Origin of the sequence: uncultured Microbacterium sp. (assembly GCF_913776565.1) — a bacterium.
Lineage (GTDB): Bacteria > Actinomycetota > Actinomycetes > Actinomycetales > Microbacteriaceae > Microbacterium.
Genome location: NZ_CAJYPF010000206.1, coordinates 1 through 22,726, shown reverse-complemented (window position 1 = coordinate 22,726; position 22,726 = coordinate 1). Strand labels below are relative to the sequence as shown.

Genomic DNA, 22,726 nt, shown 5'->3' with positions numbered 1-22,726 from the left:
GCAGCCGCCCCGGAGGGGGTGAACGGCGGGTGACGCGTGATGCGCGCCTCTACGCTGGAGCAATGGAACAAACGCAGCTCGCGCTGCTCGCGCTCCTGGCGGGAGTCCTCATCGGAGCCGCGATCGTCGCCCTCGTGGTCGGCGCTCTGCGACTGCGCAACCGTTCGCTGGCGCAGACCTCGGTCGACGTCCCCGAGGGTGTGGACGCGATGCTGGAGGCGATGGACGACCCCGCCTTCGTGTGCGACATGTCGTCGACCGTGCTGGCCCTCTCGCCCGCCGCCGAGGTGTTCGGCGTGCAGGCGGGCGAGGTGATCGCGAGCGAGGAGCTCAAGCGCGTCGCGCGTGTCGCCCGCGACACCGGCGCCGGGATCGCCGAGAACCTCCGCCTCCGCCGCGGGGCGGCGCCCGCCGAGCCCCGTCTGGTCGCGGTGCGCGCCACGCCGATCTCGGGCCGACTCACGCTGCTGGTGCTGCGCGACATCACCGAGCGCGAGCGCGTGGAAGAGATGCGCCGCGACTTCGTCGCCAACACCAGCCACGAGCTGAAGACGCCGGTCGGCGCGGTCAGCCTGCTCGCCGAGGCGATCGAATCGGCGGCCGACGATCCCGCGCAGGTGCGGCATTTCGCCGCGCGCATGCAGGCGGAGGTGGCGCGGTTGAGCGCCCTGGTCACGCGCATCCTGAGCCTCTCGCGCCTTCAGGCCGCGGACGAGCTGCGCGACGTCCGCGACGTATCGATCGACGAGGTCGTCACCGCGGCCGTCGAGGCCCACGTCATCCAGGCCGATTCCGCCCAGGTCACCGTGGTGCGCGGCGGCACGAAGGGCCTGTGGGTCCGCGGCGAGCCGCAGATCCTCACTGAGGCGGTGGGCAACCTCATCGCCAACGCGATCGCGTACTCGCCCGAGGGGTCCAAGGTCGGAGTCGGGATCAAGCTGGACGACGACGTCGTCGAGATCGCCGTGACGGACCGCGGTATCGGCATCCCCGAGAGCGATCAGCACCGCGTCTTCGAGCGCTTCTACCGTGCCGACCAGGCGCGGTCCCGCCGCACCGGCGGCACGGGTCTCGGCCTGTCGATCGTCAAGCACGCCGTGCAGCGCCACGGCGGCGAGGTGCGACTGTGGTCCAAGCCCGACCGCGGCTCGACGTTCACCATCCGCCTCCCGCTCACCGAGGCGCCCGACCTGGACGGCATCCGTCCCAAACCGCGTCGCAAGGGCCGCAAGGGCTCTGTCACGACCCCCGTACCCGTGAAGGGAGACACCGCATGACCCGCGTTCTGATCGTCGAGGACGAGCCCGACCTCGCAGACCCGCTCGCCTACCTGCTGCGCCGCGAGGGGTACGAGGTCGAGATCGCCGAGGACGGCGCCCTGGCCCTCACGGCGTTCCGCGAGCGCGGAGCGGACATCATCCTGCTCGACCTGATGCTTCCCGGCATGCCGGGGACCGAGGTGTGCCGACAGCTGCGACTGACCTCGCAGGTGCCGATCATCATGCTGACGGCCAAGGACTCCGAGGTCGACATCGTGGTGGGGCTCGAGCTGGGGGCGGACGACTACGTCACCAAGCCCTACTCGACGCGCGAGCTGCTCGCCCGGATGCGCGCGGTCCTGCGCCGCCGCTCGCCCGAGGAGGGCGACCTCGACGACCGGGTGCTGTCGGGGGGCCGCGTCGTGCTCGACATCGACCGCCACACCGTCGCCGTCGACGGCGGCGAGATCAACATTCCGCTCAAGGAGTTCGAGCTGCTCGAGGTGCTCATGCGCAATGCGGGCCGCGTGCTCACCCGCGGGCAGCTCATCGACCGGGTGTGGGGCACCGACTACTTCGGCGACACCAAGACGCTCGACGTGCACATCAAGCGCATCCGCTCCCGCATCGAGCAGAACCCGAGCGAACCGAGCATGCTCGTGACCGTCCGGGGACTGGGGTACCGCTTCGAGGCGTGAGCCTCCGGGAACGACGAAGGCGCCGACGGAGAACCGCCGGCGCCTTCGTCGTATCTCAGGACGAGGGGGATGCCGTGGGCGTCGGCGTGACCGCGGACGTTCCCGACGGCGTCGGCTTGATGGTGATCGAGGGCTCGGCCGTGGGGGCGAGCGGGGAGAGGTACTCGAGGCCGCCGTCGAGCACGGGCACCTGCATGAGCGCGCCCTCGCCGTCTCCGGACTGGAAGTACACGGGCACGGTGGTGCCGGGAACCGCGTCGATGTCGTCGAGGCGCAGCGGCTCGACGTCGTCGGACAGGTCGCCCAGGCTGAGGGTGCTGCTGGCGGGGACGACGACCGACGACTTCACCGCCGACGATCCTTCGCCGACTTCGAGGCGCAGGGTCTGCGCCGAGGTGGTGTTGTTCACGATCGCGGCGACGAAGTTGCCGACCGTGCCGTCGCCGTTCGCGACGATCAGGGCGTTGCGCACCGCGAGGGGGCCCGACGACTCGGGCACGTTCACGCCGTCGGAGGCGGAGTACTCGATGGTGGTCGCCTGCGGAGCGATGAGGTTGCAGCCGGTCGTTCCCAGCAGAACGGCGGCACCCAGGGCGACGGACGCGATCAGGCGCGTTTTCACGGATCCTCCAAGATCGACAGACGGCATCGCGTCCATCCTACGGGGTCCGCGGTGCCGGTCACGTTTCCCGCGACGTCGGGCGAGGGCTCCGGTCGAGGGGTGCTGAGCGGGCGGAACAATAGCGCATGCGGGCCTGTGGTATCCTGGATGTTGCCGAAAGGACATAACTCCATGCTTTTTGAGGTTGGCGAGACCGTCGTTTACCCGCACCATGGCGCGGCCACGATCATCGAGGTCAAAGAACGCGTCATCAAGGGCGAGACGAAGAAATACCTGAAGCTCAACGTCACGCAGGGGGATCTCGTCATCGAGGTCCCGGCAGACAACGTCGACTTGGTCGGCGTTCGCGACGTCATCGGCAAAGAGGGTCTCGACCGTGTTTTCGAGGTGCTGCGTGCGCCTTTCACCGAGGAGCCGACCAACTGGTCGCGCCGTTACAAGGCGAACCTCGAGAAACTCGCGTCGGGCGATGTCATCAAGGTGAGCGAGGTCGTGCGCGACCTGTGGCGCCGCGATCAGGACCGCGGGTTGTCCGCGGGTGAGAAGCGGATGCTCGCCAAGGCCCGGCAGATCCTCGTGTCGGAGCTGGCTCTGGCTGAGAAGACCGACGAAGACCGAGCGAGCGTCGTGCTCGACGAGGTCCTCGCGTCCTGACTCACACGAAGACGCGCACCCGTCCGGGTGCGCGTCTTCGTGTTCCCGTGCGCGCTAGCGTGATCGGGTGACTCTGCGACCGGTTCCCCATCTCGCCGTCATCGTCGTCGCCGCTGGTTCCGGCACGCGACTGAACGGGGGAGCGCCGAAGGCCTTCGTCGGGATCGATGAGCGGTCGATCCTTCATCACGCGCTACGCGGTGTGTTCGCCGCGCCGCCCGCGCAGGTCGTCGTCGTCGTGCCCGAGTCGCTGCGGGGCGACGCGCTGACCGACGCGCGCGATGCGGCCGGGGACCGCGCCGAGCTCGTCACCGTGGTGGCGGGGGGAGCCACCCGACAGGAGTCCGTCGCCGCGGGGCTGTCCGCGCTGTGGGCGGACATCGAGACCGTGCTCGTGCACGACGCTGCGCGGGCGCTCACGCCGCCGGCGGTGTTCGAACGCGTGATCGCCGCCCTCGACGGCGGCGCCGTCGCGGTCATCCCGACCGTGCCCGTGGTCGACACGATCAAGCGCGTCGACGGTGATGGCCGGGTCACCGCCGCGGTCGACCGTTCCGAACTCGCCGCCGCGCAGACCCCCCAGGGCTTCCGTCGCGACATCCTCGCGGCGGCTCTCGCGGCCGCCGACGCGGATCACACCGACGACGCTGCGCTCGTGGCGGCCGCCGGCCACGACGTGCTCACGGTGGACGGCGATCACACCTCCTTCAAGATCACGACGGCCCCCGATCTCGACCGTGCACGTGCGCTCGTCCACGCCGCCTCGGTCGTGCAGCCCAGCGCGACGCGGACGGCTGCGCCCGTGATGCCGCGAGTAGGCCTGGGAACGGACGTCCACGGTTTCGGGGGCGATGGCGCCCTGTGGCTCGCCGGTCTGGAGTGGCCGGGCGAGACGGCGCTGTCTGGGCACTCGGACGGCGATGCGGTCGCCCATGCCATCGTCGACGCGCTCCTCGCGGCCGCGGGCCTCGGCGACATCGGTACGCACTTCGGAACAGACCGACCCGAGTTCGCCGGGGCGCACGCGGCGGCCTTCCTCACCCACACGCTCGGGTTGCTCGGAGCCGCCGGGTGGCGCGTCGGCAACGTCTCGGTGCAGGTGCAGGCCAATCGTCCGCGCTTCGCCGCCCGCCGCGTCGAGGCCGAGCGTGCCCTGTCCGCCGCGCTGGGCGGCGCGCCGGTGTCGGTGAGCGCGACGACGACGGACGGTCTCGGCTTCACCGGCCGGACCGAGGGCGTCGCGGCGTTCGCCACAGCGCTGATCGTCCCCGCCTAGAGCTCCCGCGTCATGAACGTCGAGAGCGGGTCCGGATGGTACGGCGCGAAGGGCGGGCACTCCTCGAATCCCTCGCTGGCGTAGAGGCGCCGCGCCGGCAGGAAGTCGTCGGTGCTCCCCGTCTCGAGCCACAGACTGCGGATGCCGCGCTCCCGCGCGTCCTCCATGATGTGCCGCAGGATCGCTCGCCCGACGCCCTGCCCCAGGTGCGCTTCGACCACGCGCATCGACTTCACCTCGGCGCGATCGACGTCGAGGTCCTTGCAGGCGCCGATACCCGCGAGCTCGTCGTCGACCCAGGCGGACCACACCGTCACGCCGTCCGCGGCGAGACGGTCGGCGTCGAGCGCGTGGACGCTCTCGGCCGGGGTGTTCTCGAGCATGCCGGCCAGGTGCGCGGCCACCAGGGCGCGTGTGGCATCGCCGGTGAGGTCGTCGACGTGGATGGTGAGAGGCATGTCCTCACGCTAATCGCGCGATGTTACGGGCACGGGTCGCCCCGAGGGGCGGCCGGTAGGCTGAGAGGGTGACCGTTCGGCTGTATGACACGAAAGCGCAGGCTCTGCGCGAGTTCGTCCCTCTCGACCCCGCGAACGTCACCGTCTACGTGTGCGGCCCCACGGTGCAATCCGGTCCCCACATCGGTCACGTGCGCGCGGCGCTGGCCTTCGACCTGCTGCGACGCTGGCTCGCCCACCGCTTCGGGCGCGTCACGTTCGTACGCAACGTGACCGACATCGACGACAAGGTGCTGGCCAACGCCACCGAGACCGAACCGTGGTGGGCGCTGGCGTACCGCATGGAGCTCGAGTTCTCGCGCGCGTACGGGGCCGTCGGCATCCTTCCCCCCACCTACGAGCCGCGCGCGACCGCCTCGGTCACGCAGATGCAGGAGCTGATCGCCGAGCTGATCGATCGCGGCCACGCATACGCCGCCGAGGGCGACGTGTACTTCGACGTGCGTTCGTGGCCCGCCTACGGCGAGCTGACCCGGCAGAGCCTGGATGCCATGGAGCCCGCCGCCGACGCCGATCCGCGCGGCAAGCGCGATCCGCGCGACTTCGCCCTGTGGAAGGGCGCGAAGGCCGGCGAGCCCGGTTCGGCCACGTGGGCGTCTCCGTGGGGCGCGGGACGCCCGGGCTGGCACATCGAGTGCTCGGCCATGTCGCGACGTTATCTGGGAGCGGAGTTCGACATCCACGGCGGGGGACTGGACCTGCGCTTCCCGCACCACGAGAACGAGATCGCGCAATCGACCGCCGCCGGCGACGCGTTCGCCCGCTACTGGGTGCACAACGGCCTCGTGACGGTCGACGGGCAGAAGATGTCGAAATCGCTGGGCAACTTCACCCTGGCGTCCGATGTCCTCGACGCGCACGACCCTCTCGTGGTGCGCTACGCCCTCGCGTCTGCTCATTACCGGTCCACGCTCGACCTGAGCGAGGCGTCCTGGGCCGAGGCCGAGACGGCCCTCGGGCGCATCCGCACCTTCCTCGATCGCGCGAAGCGCGTCGTCGAACCCGGGTGGACCGAGGCGAAAGAGGGTCTTCCCCCCGAGTTCGTCGAGGCCATGGACGACGATCTCGCCGTTCCCCGCGCACTCGCCGCGATCCACACGAGCATCCGCTCCGGGAATGCACTGCTGGACGCCGGCAAGTACGATGAGGCGAAGCAGGACGTGATGGACGTCATGCAGATGACGCTCGTCCTGGGCATCAACCCCCACTCGTCGCAGTGGGGTGACACCGGGAACAGCGCCGAGACCGCCGCGCTGGACGCCCTCGTCCAGACGATGATCACGCAGCGCGCGCACGCGCGCGCCGACAAGGACTGGGCCGCGGCCGATCGCATCCGAGACGCGATCGCCGCCGCGGGAATCACGCTGGAAGACACTCCAGCCGGAACCAATTGGAGTATCGATGGCTAAGCCTGGACGCCCGGGAGCACGCAACCCCGGCAAGAAGAAGGGCCCCCTCAAGGGCACCGGCGGGCACTCCCGCAAGGCGCTCGAGGGTCGCGGCCCCACCCCGAAGGCCGAGGACCGCGCCTGGCACCCCGCCGGAAAGCGCAAGGCCGCCCAGGAGCGATACGCCGCCGCCGGCGGCAAGGCGAAGCCGGGCGTTCGCGCCGTCGGCGGCAACGCCAACCGCAAGAGCCCGAAGGCGAGCGACGACACCGAGACCGTCACCGGTCGCAACTCCGTGCTCGAGGCTCTGCGCGCCAAGATCCCCGCGACCGCGATGTACATCGCGCAGCGCGTCGAGATGGACGACCGCGTCAAGGAGATGCTGTCGATCGCCACGAACCGCGGCATCCCGGTGCTCGAGGTCACCCGGCCCGAGCTCGACCGCATGGCCGGCTTCGACGGCGTGCACCAGGGCGTCGCGCTCAAGGTGCCGCCGTACGCGTACGCGCATCCGCAGGACCTGCTCGAGCAGATCATCGACCGCGGCGAGGTCCCGCTGCTCGTCGCCCTCGACGGGGTGACCGACCCGCGCAACCTCGGCGCGATCATCCGCTCCACGGGCGCATTCGGGGGTCAGGGTCTGATCATCCCGCAGCGTCGCTCGGCGAGCGTCAACTCCGCCGCGTGGAAGACCAGCGCCGGAGCCGCGGCACGTATCCCCGTCGCCCTCGCGGCCAACCTGACCGCGACGCTCAAGGAGTTCAAGAAGCAGGGCGTGTTCGTGCTCGGTCTCGACGGCGACGGCGACGTGTCGCTCCCCGCCCTCGAGCTGGCCGACCGCCCGGTCGTCATCGTCGTCGGATCCGAGGGCAAGGGTCTCTCGCGCCTGGTGACGGAGACGTGCGACCAGGTCGTGTCGATCCCGATCTCGACGGCGACCGAATCGCTCAACGCCGGCATCGCGGCATCCGTCGCCCTCTATCAGGTGTCGACGCTGCGCGCGAGCGTCTGACCCCGCCCCTCAGAAAGGAACGCCATGCCCCGCATCGCCGTCATCGGAGGAACCGGCTACGCCGGTAGCCATATCGTCACCGAGGCCGTGGGCCGCGGCCACACCGTGGTCTCGGTCGCTCGTTCGGTCCCCGCCGACCGCGTCGAGGGCGCGACCTATCTCGAGGGCACCGTCCTGGACGTGCCGGGGCTCGTGGCCCAGCTCGAGGGCGTCGACGTCGTCGTGTCGGCCGTCGCCCCGCGCGGTGACATGGAGGGCAAGCTCCGCCCGGCGATCGCCGAGCTCGTCACCGCACTGCCCGAGGGCGTGCGCGTGGGTGTCGTCGGCGGCGCGGGCGGATCGCTCGTCGCCGAGGGCGGTCCGCGCCTGATCGACACCGACGGCTTCGCCGAGGAGTACAAGCCCGAGGCGCGCGAGGCGATCGGCATCCTCGAGGATCTGCAGGCGGACGACACCGGTCGCGACTGGTTCTACGTGCACCCGGCCGGTGGCTTCGGCTCGTGGGCGCCGGGGGAGCGGACCGGCTCCTACCGCGACGGAGGAGACGTCCTCGTGGTCGACGACAAGGGCGACTCGTTCATCGGCGGGGCCGACTTCGCGGTCGCCGTCGTCGACGAGATCGAGAACCCGAAGCACACCCGGGGCCGCTTCACCGTCGGGTACTGACTTCGCACGGTCGAAGGCCGTGGCATCCCGGATCGATTCCGGATGCCACGGCCTTCGCCGTTCGCGGGACGGCGGGGTCAGACCAGGTCGCGCCAGTCCACCGAGTCGGTGTCGGTGGTGGGGACCTCGCCCGTGGCGGGGGCGTCGGCGTCGGACACCGTGGGGATCGACAGGGTGTCGGTGGGCGGACCCATCACCGTCGCCTCGTCGCGGCGGTGGCGCAGCACGTCGTCGATGTACGAGCTCACGACCTCGGCGAGCGGCACCGACCGACCGCGTGCCTGCGACATGTACCAGCGGTGCTCGAGCACCTGATGGAACACCTCGGCGGGTTCGAGCTTGGCGCGCAGATCCCACGGGATGGCCATGACGATCGGCTCGAAGACACGGGTGAGCCACTCGTGCGCGACCATCTCCTCATCGGCGCCGAGGCGCGAGACGCGCGCGCGGAACTCGTCGAGGTCGTTGAGCAGGCGACGGGCCTGATTCTCTTCGACATCGAGACCCGTCAGGCGCAGCAGGCGACGCTGGTGGTGGCCGGCATCCACGACCTTCGGCTGGATCGACACCTGCGTTCCGTCGCTGGCGGTGCGGATGGACATCTCTCCGATGTCGAATCCGAGCGCGTTCAGCCGGTGCACGCGCTCGGTGATGCGCCACGACTCGTCGACCGCGAAAGACTCCTTGTCGGTGAGGGCGCCCCACAGCGAGTGGTACGACGACACCAGGCCGTCGGCGATGGCCACGGCATCCACTCCGCCCTCGAGACGTCCGCCGGCCTCGAGGTCCATGATCTCGCCGGCGATGTTGGTGCGGGCGATGTCGAGGTCGTGCGCGCGTTGGCCGGGGCTGAGGCGGTTGCCGTGCAGCTCGCCCGTCTCGGCGTCGACCAGGTACGCGGCGAACTCGCCCGCGTCGCGACGGAAGAGCGTGTTCGACAGCGAGACATCGCCCCAGTAGAAGCCCACGTTGTGCAGGCGGACGAGCAGCACCGCGAGGGCGTCGACCAGTCGGGTCGCCGTGTGCGGGCGCAGCACCTGCGTGAAGAGGGCGCGGTAGGGGAGGGAGAAGCGCAGGTGCGCGGTCACCAGCGCCGCGGGCAGCGGGCGACCGGACGCGTCGGTACGTCCGGCGATGACGGCGACGCGGTCGACGCAGGGCGCGGCGAGACGGTCGAGGTTGCCGAGCATGTCGTACTCGCGGCGGGCCATCTCCTCGGTGGTCTCTTTGATCGCCACGACACGGCCCGAGAGGTTGGCGAAGCGCACGAGGTGGCGCGAGATGCCCTTGGGGAGGGCGACGATGTGGCTGCTGGGCCAGTCGGCCAGTCCGGTCGACCACGGCAGCTGCAGCAGCCCCGGGTCGACGGTGCTGGCGGTGATGCTGAGCGATTCGGACACGGGAGCCTCCGGGAAAACGGTGCGGCGCGGCCCCGGCCCGACCAGGTCGGGATGCCGAGGACGCGCCGCGTCGATGCGTGGGTCAGGCCGAGGCGATGGCCCGGTCGGTCAGGCGCTCGCCCGACTCGAGGTCGAACACGTGCACGTGTCCGGGGACCGGCGCCAGCACGACCGTCTCGCCCGCGTTGGGGTGACGACGACCGTCGACGCGCGCGACCAGGTCGGTGCGCTTGCCGTTGATGTCGGTGTGACCGTAGAGGTAGCCGTCGGCGCCGAGCTCCTCGACGAGGTCGACGACGACCTTCAGGCCGCGGCCGTCGGCCGGGGCGACCTGGATGTCCTCGGGACGCACACCGATGGTGACCTCGGAGCCGTGGGCCTTGCCGATGGTGTCGGCCTCGACGGGGACCACGAGGTCGCCGAAGCGCACGCCGCCCTCGGCCAGGTCGGCCGTGAAGAGGTTCATGGCGGGCGAGCCGATGAAGCCGGCCACGAAGACGTTCTTCGGGGTCTCGTACAGGTCGCGCGGGGTGCCGACCTGCTGCAGCAGACCGTCCTTCAGCACGGCGATGCGGTCGCCCATGGTCAGGGCCTCGGTCTGGTCGTGCGTGACGTAGACCGTGGTGACGCCGAGGCGACGCTGCAGCGACGCGATCTGGGTGCGCGTCTGGACGCGGAGCTTCGCGTCGAGGTTCGACAGAGGCTCGTCCATGAGGAACACCTGGGGCTGACGGACGATCGCGCGACCCATGGCGACGCGCTGACGCTGACCACCCGAGAGGGCCTTGGGCTTACGGGTCAGGTACTGCTCGAGGTCGAGCAGCTTGGCGGCCTCGAGGACGCGCGCGGCGCGCTCTTCTTTGCCGACGCCGGCGATCTTGAGCGCGAAGCCCATGTTCTCGGCGACGGTCATGTGCGGGTACAGCGCGTAGTTCTGGAAGACCATCGCGATGTCGCGGTCCTTGGGGGGCACGTCGGTGACGTCGCGGTCGCCGATGAGGATGCGGCCCGAGTTGACCTCTTCGAGGCCGGCCAGCATGCGCAGCGAGGTGGACTTTCCGCAGCCCGAGGGGCCGACGAGAACGAGGAACTCGCCGTCTGCGACGTCGAGGTTGAGCTTGTCGACCGCGGGGCGGGTTCCGCCCGGGTACAGACGGGTTGCGTTGTCGAAGGTGACGGACGCCATGTTTTCTTCTCCTTCACCGGCAGGTACGTGCCGGACGATCCGTAGTGAATGGAATGAACGGGGGCGACCCCGTGCGCCCTCCCTTGGGCGCAATCGTCAGTATCGCACGTGTCTGGCCATTTCTCAGCCAGCCTCGTTAGCATCGTTGATCGTTCGCCCCACCCGAGCGATCCCCCCGATTTCATGCGGCAGACGTTTATGCCCGGAAGGTTCCATGTCCCACGACGAGACCCCGCACGTGCCCGCCGAACGCGATCGTCGCGAGGCGGTGCGTGAGAAGGCGCAGCAGGTCAAGGCGAAGCAGACGCGCTGGCGCATCGCGCGTCGCTCGCTTCTCGCGATCGGCGCCGTCGCGGTCATCGGCGTCGGAGCCGTGGGTGTGTCGGCCGCGCTGAACTCCCGAGAGGCGCGTTCACAGGCGCTTCCGGATGCCGCCAGCGACGACGGTTTCGTCATCACGAGCGCCTCGCAGGTCGCCGACCCCCTCGCTGATCAGACCGTCGACGGCAGTTCGGCGACCATGGCAGCGGGAGCTGCGGCCCCCACGACCGCGCCGACCCCCGAGCCCACGGGCTCGGCGGCGCCCGTCGACATCCGCGTGTACGTCGATTACATGTCGACCGAGGCCCGCGAGTTCCAGGCCGCCAACGCGACCCAGTTGTCCAAGTGGGTCACCGACGGTGCGGCGTCGCTGACGTACTACCCCGTCGCGATGCTCACGTCGAAGTCCAATGGGACGAAGTACAGCTTGCGCGCCGCGGGTGCCGCCGCGTGCGTGGCCACGCACGCCTCGGACCGGTTCTTCGCCTACAACCACGAGCTGCTCACGAACCAGCCCGCGGTCGATTCCGACGGCTACAGCGACCAGCAGCTCGCCGATATGGCGCAGGGCGCCGGGATCAGCGACATCGCGACGGTGCGCGCGTGCATCGAGGACGAGACGTATACCGCGTGGGCCAAGGCCGCGACCGATCGCGCGATCAAGGGGCTGCCGGACACGAAGGGTCAGGCGCTGACCGCGACCCCGACGGTCCTCGTCAACGGCACCGAGTACGTGGGCAACATGAACGACGCGAAGGAGTTCGCGCAGTTCGTGCTGACCGTCGACAGCAACGCGTACTACTCGACCGCGACCCCCACTCCCACGCCCACCCCCGCCGGTTGATCACGCAGGCGATCCCCACCCCTTCTATGAGATTCTGGTGACATGAACGACGAGCTCGAGGACTCACCTCCGCGGCGGTCCCGTGATCAGTTGATCGCGTGGGTCGACGAGTTCAAGCAACAGGGGCACCTCTTCGCGGGCCAGCTCAAGGTGGTCGAGCAGGAGGACGCCGACAGCCAGGACACCGGCCTGGTCGTCATGAACCTGATGAACGCAAAGGCGTCCATCTACATGCAGCCTCGCGGCTACGACGAGCTGCTCTGGGAGGCGACGCTGACCTCGCGTCCCGAAGACCTGACTCTCTCGCCGCACGAGATGGCGAGCCTCGCGGCCGAGTTGGTCGTGGCGGGGAATCTCTGCTCCTTCCTGCAGTTCAAGTCGCTCGAATGGGATCGAGAGAGCGGCACGCACACCCCGTGAGCGGTGCGGCCGCCCCGGTCGCTCTAGACTCGATGACCGGGACGCCCCGCGTCCCACGCCGGCTTGGCGCAATTGGTAGCGCACCGTACTTGTAATACGGGGGTTGCAGGTTCAAGTCCTGTAGCCGGCACCACACTCCCACGTCTGACGGTCGACCCGAGCGGTCAATCGCCGTGCTTCGCGGTCCACTCCTCGAACGGCGCGGTGGCGGCATCCACCCGGATCTGTTGCGCGGACAGGGCGCGCTCGTCGATCGGCTTCGTGTACTCGTCGTAGAAGGTGGCCAGGCTCATGAGCCGGTTGCCGTCCTCGTAGTGCTCGCCCTCTTCTTCGCGCGTGACGGCGAAGACGAGGCGATCGGGCTGGGCGTAGTACACCGCGCCCAGGCACATGGGGCATGGGTAGGCGGTGACGAACATGTCGTAGCCGGAGAGGTCACTGATGCCCTTCTCGGCGGCGGCGCGGATCGCGCGGATCTCGGCGTGCGCGGTCGGGTCGCCCTCTTGCGCGACGTGGTTGACCGCCTCGACGACGATCTCGCCGTCCTTGACGATGAGGCAGGCGAAGGGCTTGCCGCCCTCGCGGACGTTGTCCATGGCACGCGACACGGTGAGGGCGGAGAGGTCGTGGTCGTTCATGCCTCGACGGTAGACGTCCGTCGTCCGCCCACGCCGGGGTGGGCGTTGCGCGGAAGACGTGCTACCGCCGGCTCACGACAGCGCTCGCGCGAGGGCGACGAGGAAGATCCCTCCCGCCGCGATGGTGACCAGGCCCGCGAGCAGGGCACCGCCGATCGCCGCCGCGCGGAGCGGGCCGGGGCGTGACGCCGCCTCCCACGCGAACAGCAGGGCCGCCACACCGATCACGAGCATCACGAGGTCGCCGACCAGGCCCGCGGGCACCCACACCACGCTCGCCAGAGCCGCCAGTCCCGCGAGCAGAGCCAGGACATGGCGGATGTGGTGGCCCGGCGGGGGATCGATGGTCACGGGGCCCCGGGTTCAGCGCAGCCGGACGCGCAGCCACCGCACCCCGTGCGCGGCGACCGTGAGACCGGCCCCGAGCCACACCGGGTGCGCCGTGACGATGTCGAGAGCCTCGGGGGCGAGACCCGAGAGGGTCAGGGCGTCGATCTCGACCGCCGTGTCGGCGACGTTGGCCAGGACGAAGACGGCGAAGCCGTGATCTCCCGGGCGCAGGAACGCCACCACCGAGGGCACGCGCGCGTCGAAGGCGATCAGCTCGTTGCCGGCGAACTCGGGCGTTGCACGACGGACGTCGATGAGCCGTGTGAGGCGCGAGAAGACGCGACCGGCGGGGGTGGTGGCATCCGTCCTCTCGGCGTACGCCCGCTCGGGACGGAACGGGCGGTGCACCCAACGGCTGTCGCCGGCCTCTTCGGGCCGGTCGGCGTAGCCGTAGTCGTTGAGCTGGGCGACCTCGTCCCCCAGATAGAGCAGGGGGATGCCGCCGGTCGACAGCGCGAGGGCGTGCGCGAGCACGACGCGATCCCCGCCTCCCGCGTCGCCCGCCTCGATCCCGGCGAGCGAGGCGGTGGTCCCCGTGACCCGGGCGTCGCCGGTGCGGGGATTCTCTTGGAAGGGCACGCCCCGCGCGAACGATCCGGGCGCGCGACCGACGTAGAAGTCGTTGAGGAACCGGCGGTGCGGGTAGCCCTCGATGCCGAGCTCGGCGGCATCCTCGTCGGCGAAGGTCCACCCGATGTCGTCGTGGCTGCGGACGTAGTTGACCCACGCGGTGCCCGGGGGAAGCGCGTGGCGCCGTTCGAGAGCCTGCTGCAGCAGGCGCGCATCGCGCGTGGCCAGGGCCTCCCAGGTGAGGGCCATCTGCAGCGGGTTGTACGAGATCTGGCATTCCTCGGGCGAGATGTACGACACGACCTCGTCGGGGTGCACGATCGCCTCGGACTTGAACAGCAGGCCGGGAGCCGCCATGCGCAGGACCGCGTTGAACGCCTGCAGCAGCAGATGCGCCTCGGGGAGCGACTCGCACGTGGTGCCGAGCTTCTTCCAGATGAAGGCCACGGCATCCATGCGCAGGATCTCGACGCCCTGGTTGGCCAAGAACAGCATCTCGCCGGTCATGGCCTCGAAGACGGCGGGGTTGGCGTAGTTGAGGTCCCACTGGAAGTGGTAGAACGTCGCCCAGATCCACCGGCCGTCGTCGAGCTGCACGAACGAGCCGGGGTGGTCGTCCGGGAAGATCTCGCGCGTGGTCCGCTCGTACGCGTCGGGCATCTCGCGGTCGGGGAAGATCAGGTAGAAGTCCTCGTACCCCGCGTCACCGGAGATGGCCTTCTTCGCCCAGCGATGCTCGTTGCTGGTGTGGTTGAAGATGAAGTCGACCACCAGCGAGATGCCGGCGCGACGCAGCTCGGCGGCGAGCTCGGCGAGCTCCTGCATCGTGCCGAGCTTCGGGTCGACGCGGCGGTAGCTCGACACCGCGTAGCCGCCGTCGCTGTTGCCCTCGGGGCTCTCGAACAGCGGCATGAGGTGCAGGTACGTCAACCCCAGCTCGCGGAAGTACGGAATGGCATCCCGGATGCCGCTGAGCCCACCCGCGTACCGGTCGACGTAGCAGACCCCACCGACCATCCGCTCGTCGGTGAACCATTCGGGGTCGCTCGCCCGCCCGCGGTCCACGGCCTTCAGGTCGTCCGGCCGCGCCGCCCACGACCGCCGGGCGAGGTCGACGACGGACGCGAGGCTCTCGAACCCGTCGGCGCGGTCGCCGTACAACTGCACGAACAGGTCGTGCAGGCGTGGCAGGTGCAACTCGACATTGCCGAGAAACTCGCGATCGACGTGGTCGGCGGTGAGATCGGCCAGGATCGACGAGACGTCGTGGGGGCCGGGGCGCAGCTGGGTCACGGGGAAAGCCTGGCGCATCCGCGGGGGTGCGGTCGACAACGACCCGGTCTCGATCTGGCCGCGGCGGGCGCCGGCCTGATCCTCGCGAGCGTGAGCGTGCTCGCGCTGATCGCGCTGATCGGCGTGTTCGTGGGCGCGTTCATCCGGGAGCGGCGGGAGCGCCGGCTGCTGGTGGCGCCGTGACCCCGTGCGGAGGACCGCGACGCCGCCGCCGTACGATCGACGGTGGCCCACAGTCCGGGGGCGTGAGGGGAGAACCGTGTCGGAGCGCGGAACGATCGGCGTCGCCGTCGGCGGAGCGGTACTGATCGGTGCGCTCACCGCGCTGCAGGCTCGCATCAACGGGACGCTCGGGGCCGAGATCGGCGACGGGATCGTCGCGGCGGCGATCTCGTTCAGCTCGGGGCTCGGCATCCTGGTCGTCCTGTCCGTGCTCGTTCCCGAGGGGCGACGCGGATTCGCGCGGCTGGTCGACGGCATCCGATCGCGCACTCTTCCGCCGTGGATGCTGCTCGGCGGGCTGGCCGGCGCCTTCACCGTCGCGAGTCAGGGCCTGACCGTCGCCACCATCGGGGTGGCCCTGTTCACCGTCGGGTTCGTGGCGGGGCAGACGACCGGCGGCCTGGTGCTCGACCGCGTCGGATACGGCCCCGCGGGAGTCGTGCCGGTCACGGTGCGCCGCGTGGTGGGCGCGCTTCTCGCGATCGCGGGCGTCGTGGTGTGCCTGTCGGGCGATGCGCTCGGCGGGGTCCCCCTGTGGATGCTCATCGTCCCGGCCGTCGCGGGCGCGGGCGTCTCGTGGCAGCAGGGCACCAACGGCCGTCTGCGCGTCCGCGTCGAGAGCCCCCTCACCGCGACGCTCGTCAACTTCATCGGCGGGACGGTCGTGCTCGTCGTCGCCGCCGTGATCCACGCCGTCGCGGTGGACGTCCCTCGGGTCGTGCCGACCGAACCCTGGCTCTATCTCGGCGGCGCGGTCGGCGTGGTCTACATCTTCTTGTCGGCGGTCGTCGTGCGCCGCACGGGCGTGCTGCTGCTCGGGCTCGGCTCGGTCGTCGGGCTGCTGACGACCTCTGTGCTGCTGGATGCGCTCTGGCCCGCTCCCGCGGCTCCCTCCACGCCGGTCGCGCTTCTGGCCGCCGGCGTCGCGATCGCCGGGGTCGCGGTCGCCGCCGTACCGTGGCGACGTCGCCCCCGCTGAACGCGCGACGCTGCGGTGTCTCACGGCGCGCTCACGGTCCCGGGGCTCGACGGCACCTCAGGGCCGCGACGCGACCGAGAAGACGTCGACGCCGTCGGCCGCAGCCGACGGCGTCGATCGCGCCGGAACGGACGCGCTCAGAGGCGCGCCTCGTCGACCGGGCGCCGCTTCTTGCCACCGGGCAGACGTGAGATGTGCTTCGCGGCATCCACCGTCTTGCGACGCACAGGGCGCGTGCGCGGGGGCTTGCCGCCGACGTAGAGCCAGCCGAGCAGCACCTCGCCCTTCGCGAGACCGTGCGCCTTGGCGAGCACCTTGCTGCGGGTGTTGTCGTCGGTGCGCCAGAAGACGCCGAAGCCCGCTTCGTCGAGCGCGAGACTCAGCATGTGGGCGACACCGGATGCCACGGCCTCCTGCTCCCACGCGGGGATCTTCTTCGAGCGCAGATCGGCGACCACCGCGATGATCAGCGGCGCGCGACGGGGCTTGGAGGAGTACCCCTTCTTGCCGTCGGCCTTGTTCAGCGCACGCGCCAAGAGGTCGCGATCGGAGCCGCGGATCTCGATGAGGCGCCAGGGCCGCAGCGTCTTGTGATCGGCGACGCGGCCGGCTGCGGCGACGAACACCTCGAGCTCGGGGCCGGTCGGGGCGAGGTCGGTGACCTTCGACCACGACCGGCGGTCGCGCATCGCCTCGAGTGCGCTCACGCCTGCTCTTCGGGGGTGAAGTTCAGCGACAGCGAGTTCATGCAGTACCGGTCGCCGGTGGGGGTTCCGAAACCATCGGGGAAGACGTGCCCGAGGTGCGAACCGCAGTTCGCGCAGCGGACCTCGGTGCGCTGCATGCCGTGGCTGTTGTCATCGAGCAGCTCCACCGCTTCGGGGCGGACGGACTCGTAGAAGCTCGGCCACCCGCAGTGCGAGTCGAACTTGGTACCGCTCTGGAACAGTTCGGCCCCGCAGGCGGCGCAGGTGTACAGGCCGGCGCGGCTCTCGTCGAGCAGCTCACCGGTCCAGGCGCGCTCGGTGCCGGCCTGACGCAGCACGGCGTACTGCTCGGGGCTGAGCTCGGCGCGCCACTGATCGTCGGACTTGTCGACGGCGTAGGTCATGTGTTCTCTCCTTCGTCCTCCCCATTGTCTCGTGCGCGACGCGACCTCGGCCGTGGCGGGATAATTTCCCGATGGATCAGGATGCCGTGGATGCCGTCGTCGAACGCTACGGGCGCTTCGCGCGCGACGAGGCCCCGGGAAGATCCCGGGTCTACGAACAGTGGGCGGCGCGCATCTCGCGGGATCGCGAGCTCTCCGCAGCGCTCGCCGCGATCCCCGACACCCGTCGGCAGCCGCCGCTCGTCTTCGCCGTCATGCGTGTGCTGGGAGCCCCTGTCGGCGACATCGACGCCTGGGCCGCGTGGGTCGTCGACAACGCGGAGCCGATCGCCATCGAGTGCGGGCGGCGCAGTGTTCAGACCAACGAGCCGCTTCGCTGCGCGACCCTGCTACCGGCGCTGTCGCTGATCGACGGGCCGATCGCCCTGATCGAAGTGGGGGCGAGTGCGGGACTCTGCCTGTACCCCGACCGCTATTCGTACCGTTACCGCCGCGGCTCCGAGGTCATCGCCGTAGACCCGCCCGCGGGGCCGAGCACGGTGGTCCTCACCTCAGAGCTCTCCGGCTCTCCCGCGCTGCGGGTTCCCGAGATCGTCTGGCGGGCGGGGATCGACCTCAACCCGCTCGACGCGCGGGACCCCGACGACCGCGCCTGGTTGGCCGGTCTGGTCTGGCCGGGGGAGGAGGGGCGCCGGGAGCGCATCGTCGGCGCGCTCGACATCGCCGCGGACGACCCGCCCCTGCTGGTGGCGGGCGACGGCGCGGCGGCCCTGCCCGCCCTCGCCGCCCGGGCTCCGCGTGACGCCACGCTCGTCGTCACCACCCCCGGGGTGCTCGCGCACGTCTCCCGCGCGCACCGTGGTGCCGTGATCGACGCCGCACGTGCGGCGGGGCGGTGGATCACCCTCGACGCGCCGGCTCTGCACGACGGGTGGACCCGGCGGGTGGATGCCGAGCGCGGAGGGTTCTCGCTCGCCCTGGACGGCGACGTCCTGGGCGAGGTGGATCCACTCGGGGCGTGGGTGGCGTGGCATCCGCGATCCGGAGACGGGGCGCAGTAGCTTTGCCGGGTGACTCTGTCGGACCGAGACCTGGCCTTCCTCGCCTTCGAGGGTGAGTGGCGACGGCACGCGGGTGCGAAAGAAGAGGCGATTCGCGCCGAGTTCGAGATCACCCCCGCGCGGTACTACCAACTGCTCGGCCGATTGATCGACAGCCCCGAGGCTCTCGCCCACGACCCGATGCTCGTGCGGCGGTTGCGTCGTCGACGCGACGAGGCCGCCGAGCTGCACCGTTCTCGCGTGACGCGCTCGGCCACCCGCTGACGCGGGGCGCAGAGCTTCCTTCGATACGATCGTCGAATGGCCAGATCGACCTTCCCTCGGGATCGCTTCGACGACCTGCCCGACGCCTCGGGCCGCGTCGGCGCCCACCGCGCCGAGAAGCCCCGCTCCCGGGGATGGATCGTCTTCCTCTGGGCGGCGCTGGCCACGCTCGTGCTCATCATCGTCGGCATCTTCGCCACGCTGGTGGCGTCGGGGCGTATCTCCCTCGGCGATGACGCAGCCCCCGCCCCCTCGGTCTCGGCCGAGCCGACGACACCCGCCGTGGTCGACACCTCCTACTCGGTGGTGGTGCTGAACGGGACGACCGACGACGGTCTGACCGGCGAGACCCGGGACCGCATCGTCGCCGCGGGGTGGCCCGGCTCCTCGGTCGAGACGGGGGCGTCCGACAGCACGGATTTCGCGACCACGACCATCTACTATCTCCGCGACACCGACCTGCCCGCGGCTGAGGGGCTCGCGCAGACGATCGGCGGAGCCGAGGTCGCGCAGAGCGACTTCCTGCAGCCGACCGACGATCCCAACACCCCGGGCGACGAGAGCGACGTCAAGCGTCTGATCATCGTGCTCGGCCTCGACAAGGTGGCCGGCGCGGCCACCGGAACCCCGGCGTCCTGACCGCGCCGGAGCCCGGTGTTTCAGCGGCGTAAACACTTCGGTGCACCTACGTCAACTTTGCCCTGAAGGCCCCGCGACGCGGCATCCCCCGTGCTTACGATGACCTCGTCGTTCAGCAACAGGAGATTCGCATGACGCAGGGCACCGTCAAATGGTTCAACGCCGAGAAAGGATACGGCTTCATCACCGTGTCCGATGGACAGGACGTGTTCGTCCACTACTCGAGCATCGAGATGTCGGGCTTCCGCGTTCTTGAAGAGGGTCAGGCCGTCGAGTTCACCGTCGGCAGCGGGCAGAAGGGCCCGCAGGCGGAGTCCGTGCGACTGGCCTGAACGCTGCATCGAAGGCCGTGGCATCCGGGAATCGGATGCCACGGCCTTCGTCGTTCCCGGACGGGTGAGGCGGCTTGCACTCCCCAGGGGCGAGTGCCAGAATGAGTTAGCACTCGCTTTCGTCGAGTGCCAAAATCTGGAAGTCACCCGTCCGGGAGGGACGACACACTTATGGCAAAGATCATCGCTTTCGACGAAGAGGCCCGTCGCGGCCTCGAGCGTGGCCTCAACACGCTGGCCGACGCCGTCAAGGTGACCCTGGGCCCCCGCGGTCGCAACGTCGTGCTCGAGAAGAAGTGGGGCGCCCCCACGATCACGAACGACGGCGTCTCGATCGCCAAGGAGATCGAGCTCGACGACCCGTACGAGAAGATCGGCGCCGAGCTGGTCAAGGAGGTCGCCAAGAAGACCGACGACGTCGCGGGTGACGGCACCACCACGGCCACCGTCCTCGCCCAGGCTCTCGTTCGCGAGGGACTGCGCAACGTCGCCGCCGGCGCCGACCCCATCAGCCTGAAGAAGGGCATCGAGAAGGCCGTCAAGGCCGTCACCGACGAGCTGCTGTCGTCGGCCAAGGAGGTCGAGTCCAAGGAGCAGATCGCCGCCACCGCGTCGATCTCGGCCGCCGACCCCGCGATCGGCGAGCTGATCGCCGAGGCCATCGACAAGGTGGGCAAAGAAGGCGTCGTCACCGTCGAGGAGTCGAACACCTTCGGCACCGAGCTCGAGCTCACCGAGGGCATGCGCTTCGACAAGGGTTACATCAACCCCTACTTCGTCACCGACCCCGAGCGTCAGGAAGCGGTCTTCGAGGACCCCTACATCCTGATCGCGAACCAGAAGATCTCGAACATCAAGGACCTTCTGCCCATCGTCGACAAGGTGATCCAGGAGGGCAAGGAGCTCCTCATCATCGCCGAGGACGTCGAGGGCGAGGCCCTCGCGACGCTCGTGCTCAACAAGATCCGCGGCATCTTCAAGTCGGTCGCCGTCAAGGCTCCCGGCTTCGGCGACCGTCGCAAGGCGCAGCTGCAGGACATCGCCATCCTCACCGGCGGCCAGGTCATCACCGAAGAGGTGGGCCTCAAGCTCGAGAACGCGACCGTCGACCTGCTCGGCCGTGCCCGCAAGGTCATCATCACCAAGGACGAGACCACGATCGTCGAGGGTGCCGGTGAGTCGGAGCTGATCGAGGGTCGCGTGACCCAGATCCGCCGCGAGATCGAGAACACCGACAGCGACTACGACCGCGAGAAGCTCCAGGAGCGCCTCGCGAAGCTCGCCGGTGGCGTCGCCGTCATCAAGGCCGGAGCCGCGACCGAGGTCGAGCTCAAGGAGCGCAAGCACCGCATCGAGGATGCCGTGCGCAACGCGAAGGCTGCCGTCGAAGAGGGTGTCGTCGCCGGTGGTGGCGTCGCGCTCATCCAGGCCGGCAAGACCGCTCTGGCGAACCTCGAGCTCTCGGGCGACGAGGCCACCGGTGCGAACATCGTCAAGGTCGCCATCGAGGCCCCGCTCAAGCAGATCGCGCTGAACGCCGGTCTCGAGCCCGGTGTCGTCGCCAACAAGGTCTCGGAGCTCCCCGTGGGCCACGGCCTCAACGCGGCGTCCGGCGAGTACGGTGACCTGTTCGCACAGGGCATCATCGACCCCGCCAAGGTGACCCGTTCGGCTCTGCAGAACGCGGCATCCATCGCCGGTCTGTTCCTCACGACCGAGGCCGTCGTCGCCGACAAGCCCGAGAAGGTCGCCGCTCCCGCGGGCGACCCGACCGGTGGCATGGACTTCTGATCCACGCTGACGACAGAGAACGCCCCCTCCTCCGGGAGGGGGCGTTCTTCGTTCACAGGCCGGATCTGGATGAGAGTTCTCTTATCGGGGCGTTGCGTGCCGGGGCGTCCGGCTACGCTCGATCGAATGAGTGATCTCTTCTCTTCACGCGAGGCGGAGGCGGCGATCGCCCGTATCGAGCAGCAGGTGGCTGAGGCGCAGGTGCGCGCGGCGCAGGCGCAGCAGGTGCAGTCGGACATCGACGCGGTGCGGGCGACGGCGACGTCGCCGCGACGCGAGGTGGCGGTGACGGTGGATGCCACGGGCCGGCTGGTCGGTATCCGTCTGGCCGACGCGGCGTATGAGCTGCAGCCCGACGCGTTGGAGCGGCTCATCGTGGAGACGGCGGGGGCGGCGCAGCGGCTCGCGGGGGAGCAGGCGTTGGAGATCTCGCGTGCGGCGTTCGGTGCGGACTCGGCGATCGTGGACCGGTTGGCGGGTGAGATCGAGCGGCAGTCGCCGCCGTCTGCGCCGATGGGTTTCCGGGTCTGACGCCGTGGCGGAGCGTATCGCCGTCGATTCCGAGCTGATCGGGTCGCATGCGTCCCGGTTGGGTGCGGTGGCATCCGATATCTCCCTGGCACGGGACGCGGGGGCTTCCGGCGGGTTGAACGCAGAGGCGTTCGGGGTGCTGTGTTCATTCCTGGTGCCGCCGGCGACGGTGGCGGCCGATGCCGCCCGTTCGTTGATCGGCGCCGCGGAGGACATGGTGCGCCGTTCGGCGACCGAGATCGTCGGGGTCGGCGCGGATCTCGAGGCGTACGAGCAGAAAGTCATGGAGTGGGTGCGGGCGTTGGAGGCGGGTCTGTGAGCAACGCGCTCATCGCCGGTCCCGTCGACACCGCGACGCCGTTCAGCGGGGCCGGGCTGTTGGACTCCGGCACGCAGCTCGCGCACGCGATCGAGTCGGGCAACTGGGTCGAGGGTGGGCTGGCGGCGTTCAGTACCGCGGTGGACACCGTCGCCGCCGTCATCGACCCCTTGGGGTCGCTGATCGCCGCCGGCCTCGGCTGGCTGATCGATCATTTCGAGCCGATCAAGGGCTGGTTCAACGACCTCACCGGCGACGCCGGTGCGGTGATGGGGTTCGCGCAGACCTGGACCAACGTCCAGACCCAGCTGGATGCGTCCGC

General features: G+C 69.9%; 26 protein-coding genes, 1 tRNA gene and 1 pseudogene. 19 read left to right on the top strand and 9 right to left on the bottom strand.

Features of this window, described 5'->3' with window-relative positions; translation table 11 throughout:
• Positions 1-62: 62 nt before the first annotated feature.
• Together QZ433_RS11605 and QZ433_RS11600 are read left to right on the top strand one after the other, a co-directional pair.
• Entirely contained in the window at positions 63-1,277 is a 1,215-nt protein-coding gene (locus QZ433_RS11605; protein WP_295783552.1) for an ATP-binding protein, read from the top strand.
• On the top strand, positions 1,274-1,957 hold the full coding sequence (locus tag QZ433_RS11600) for a response regulator transcription factor (protein ID WP_108319321.1): 684 nt from the start codon (positions 1,274-1,276) through the stop codon (positions 1,955-1,957). Before QZ433_RS11605 ends, QZ433_RS11600 begins: the two co-directional genes overlap by 4 nt.
• 55 nt (positions 1,958-2,012) lie before the next feature.
• On the opposite strand, the gene QZ433_RS11595 is transcribed toward QZ433_RS11600, so the two are convergent.
• Positions 2,013-2,579 (bottom strand): DNA modification methylase, encoded by a 567-nt coding sequence (locus tag QZ433_RS11595; RefSeq protein WP_295783549.1) that lies wholly within the window; start codon positions 2,577-2,579, stop codon positions 2,013-2,015.
• Between the two features lie 171 nt (positions 2,580-2,750).
• Between QZ433_RS11595 and QZ433_RS11590 the strand changes: the two genes are divergently transcribed.
• The gene (locus QZ433_RS11590; protein ID WP_056229249.1) at positions 2,751-3,233 is read left to right on the top strand and encodes a CarD family transcriptional regulator; all 483 of its coding nucleotides are present in this window, start codon (positions 2,751-2,753) and stop codon (positions 3,231-3,233) included.
• Between the two features lie 67 nt (positions 3,234-3,300).
• Positions 3,301-4,509: a 2-C-methyl-D-erythritol 4-phosphate cytidylyltransferase gene (gene ispD, locus QZ433_RS11585; protein WP_295783543.1), complete on the top strand. Its 1,209-nt coding sequence runs from the start codon at positions 3,301-3,303 to the stop codon at positions 4,507-4,509.
• Here the strand turns inward: ispD and QZ433_RS11580 are convergent.
• On the bottom strand, positions 4,506-4,967 hold the full coding sequence (locus tag QZ433_RS11580; protein WP_295783540.1) for a GNAT family N-acetyltransferase: 462 nt from the start codon (positions 4,965-4,967) through the stop codon (positions 4,506-4,508). The two genes, ispD and QZ433_RS11580, sit on opposite strands and share 4 nt — an antisense overlap.
• A 68-nt stretch (positions 4,968-5,035) precedes the next feature.
• On the opposite strand from QZ433_RS11580, the gene cysS reads away from it, so the two are divergent.
• Genes cysS through QZ433_RS11565 form a run of 3 tightly spaced genes read left to right on the top strand, consistent with a single transcriptional unit; the run spans position 5,036 to position 8,093 of the window.
• Entirely contained in the window at positions 5,036-6,436 is a 1,401-nt protein-coding gene (gene cysS, locus QZ433_RS11575; protein ID WP_295783537.1) for a cysteine--tRNA ligase, read from the top strand.
• Positions 6,429-7,427: a 23S rRNA (guanosine(2251)-2'-O)-methyltransferase RlmB gene (rlmB, locus tag QZ433_RS11570; protein WP_295783534.1), complete on the top strand. Its 999-nt coding sequence runs from the start codon at positions 6,429-6,431 to the stop codon at positions 7,425-7,427. Before cysS ends, rlmB begins: the two co-directional genes overlap by 8 nt.
• Before the next feature lie 24 nt (positions 7,428-7,451).
• Positions 7,452-8,093, top strand: a complete 642-nt coding sequence (locus QZ433_RS11565) for an NAD(P)H-binding protein (RefSeq protein WP_295783532.1) — start codon at positions 7,452-7,454, stop codon at positions 8,091-8,093.
• A 77-nt stretch (positions 8,094-8,170) separates the two neighbouring features.
• On the opposite strand, the gene QZ433_RS11560 is transcribed toward QZ433_RS11565, so the two are convergent.
• Both QZ433_RS11560 and ugpC read right to left on the bottom strand, forming a co-directional pair.
• A complete protein-coding gene (locus QZ433_RS11560) occupies positions 8,171-9,493 on the bottom strand; it encodes a DUF4032 domain-containing protein (protein ID WP_295783529.1) in 1,323 nt (440 codons plus the stop codon).
• 82 nt (positions 9,494-9,575) lie between these two features.
• Positions 9,576-10,679, bottom strand: a complete 1,104-nt coding sequence (gene ugpC, locus QZ433_RS11555; protein ID WP_295783526.1) for a sn-glycerol-3-phosphate ABC transporter ATP-binding protein UgpC — start codon at positions 10,677-10,679, stop codon at positions 9,576-9,578.
• Between the two features lie 214 nt (positions 10,680-10,893).
• Here ugpC and QZ433_RS11550 point away from each other — a divergent pair, with 214 nt between their 5' ends.
• The 3 genes from QZ433_RS11550 (at position 10,894) to QZ433_RS11540 (ending at position 12,397) form a co-directional block, all read left to right on the top strand.
• Entirely contained in the window at positions 10,894-11,844 is a 951-nt protein-coding gene (locus QZ433_RS11550) for a thioredoxin domain-containing protein (RefSeq protein ID WP_295783523.1), read from the top strand.
• Positions 11,845-11,886: 42 nt separating this feature from the next.
• Positions 11,887-12,264, top strand: a complete 378-nt coding sequence (locus QZ433_RS11545) for a hypothetical protein (protein WP_295783522.1) — start codon at positions 11,887-11,889, stop codon at positions 12,262-12,264.
• Between the two features lie 57 nt (positions 12,265-12,321).
• Positions 12,322-12,397 (top strand) — tRNA-Thr (locus QZ433_RS11540).
• 31 nt (positions 12,398-12,428) lie between these two features.
• On the opposite strand, the gene QZ433_RS11535 is transcribed toward QZ433_RS11540, so the two are convergent.
• The 3 genes from QZ433_RS11535 to QZ433_RS11525 form a co-directional block, all read right to left on the bottom strand.
• Entirely contained in the window at positions 12,429-12,902 is a 474-nt protein-coding gene (locus QZ433_RS11535; protein WP_295783519.1) for a nucleoside deaminase, read from the bottom strand.
• Positions 12,903-12,974: 72 nt separating this feature from the next.
• Positions 12,975-13,253 (bottom strand): hypothetical protein, encoded by a 279-nt coding sequence (locus QZ433_RS11530; RefSeq protein WP_295783516.1) that lies wholly within the window; start codon positions 13,251-13,253, stop codon positions 12,975-12,977.
• A 12-nt stretch (positions 13,254-13,265) separates the two neighbouring features.
• The gene (locus QZ433_RS11525) at positions 13,266-15,155 is read right to left on the bottom strand and encodes an alpha-amylase family protein (protein ID WP_295783513.1); all 1,890 of its coding nucleotides are present in this window, start codon (positions 15,153-15,155) and stop codon (positions 13,266-13,268) included.
• A 259-nt stretch (positions 15,156-15,414) separates the two neighbouring features.
• Between QZ433_RS11525 and QZ433_RS11520 the strand changes: the two genes are divergently transcribed.
• Positions 15,415-16,356, top strand: a complete 942-nt coding sequence (locus QZ433_RS11520) for a DMT family transporter (protein ID WP_295783511.1) — start codon at positions 15,415-15,417, stop codon at positions 16,354-16,356.
• A gap of 137 nt (positions 16,357-16,493) precedes the next feature.
• On the opposite strand, the gene QZ433_RS11515 is transcribed toward QZ433_RS11520, so the two are convergent.
• Both QZ433_RS11515 and msrB read right to left on the bottom strand, forming a co-directional pair.
• Entirely contained in the window at positions 16,494-17,045 is a 552-nt protein-coding gene (locus tag QZ433_RS11515; protein WP_108317329.1) for a nitroreductase family protein, read from the bottom strand.
• 14 nt (positions 17,046-17,059) lie between these two features.
• Positions 17,060-17,467 (bottom strand): peptide-methionine (R)-S-oxide reductase MsrB, encoded by a 408-nt coding sequence (msrB, locus tag QZ433_RS11510; RefSeq protein WP_108317317.1) that lies wholly within the window; start codon positions 17,465-17,467, stop codon positions 17,060-17,062.
• Between the two features lie 71 nt (positions 17,468-17,538).
• Here msrB and QZ433_RS11505 point away from each other — a divergent pair, with 71 nt between their 5' ends.
• From QZ433_RS11505 to QZ433_RS11470, 8 genes and pseudogenes are all read left to right on the top strand, one after another.
• Entirely contained in the window at positions 17,539-18,528 is a 990-nt protein-coding gene (locus QZ433_RS11505; RefSeq protein ID WP_295783508.1) for a DUF2332 domain-containing protein, read from the top strand.
• A gap of 9 nt (positions 18,529-18,537) precedes the next feature.
• Entirely contained in the window at positions 18,538-18,792 is a 255-nt protein-coding gene (locus tag QZ433_RS11500) for a DUF3263 domain-containing protein (protein ID WP_295783505.1), read from the top strand.
• A gap of 36 nt (positions 18,793-18,828) precedes the next feature.
• Positions 18,829-19,431: a LytR C-terminal domain-containing protein gene (locus QZ433_RS11495; protein WP_295783502.1), complete on the top strand. Its 603-nt coding sequence runs from the start codon at positions 18,829-18,831 to the stop codon at positions 19,429-19,431.
• A gap of 131 nt (positions 19,432-19,562) precedes the next feature.
• The gene (locus QZ433_RS11490; RefSeq protein ID WP_108317321.1) at positions 19,563-19,763 is read left to right on the top strand and encodes a cold-shock protein; all 201 of its coding nucleotides are present in this window, start codon (positions 19,563-19,565) and stop codon (positions 19,761-19,763) included.
• 171 nt (positions 19,764-19,934) lie between these two features.
• Complete coding sequence (gene groL / locus QZ433_RS11485) at positions 19,935-21,554, top strand: chaperonin GroEL (protein WP_295783495.1); 1,620 nt, start codon at positions 19,935-19,937, stop codon at positions 21,552-21,554.
• A gap of 126 nt (positions 21,555-21,680) precedes the next feature.
• Positions 21,681-22,085, top strand: coding sequence for a YbaB/EbfC family nucleoid-associated protein (locus QZ433_RS11480; protein ID WP_295783492.1), 405 nt, complete (start codon positions 21,681-21,683; stop codon positions 22,083-22,085).
• Positions 22,086-22,221: 136 nt separating this feature from the next.
• Complete coding sequence (locus tag QZ433_RS11475; RefSeq protein ID WP_295783489.1) at positions 22,222-22,404, top strand: hypothetical protein; 183 nt, start codon at positions 22,222-22,224, stop codon at positions 22,402-22,404.
• Positions 22,401-22,726 (top strand): annotated as a pseudogene (locus QZ433_RS11470) (hypothetical protein); the annotation flags it as partial. The gene QZ433_RS11475 and the pseudogene QZ433_RS11470, both read left to right, overlap by 4 nt.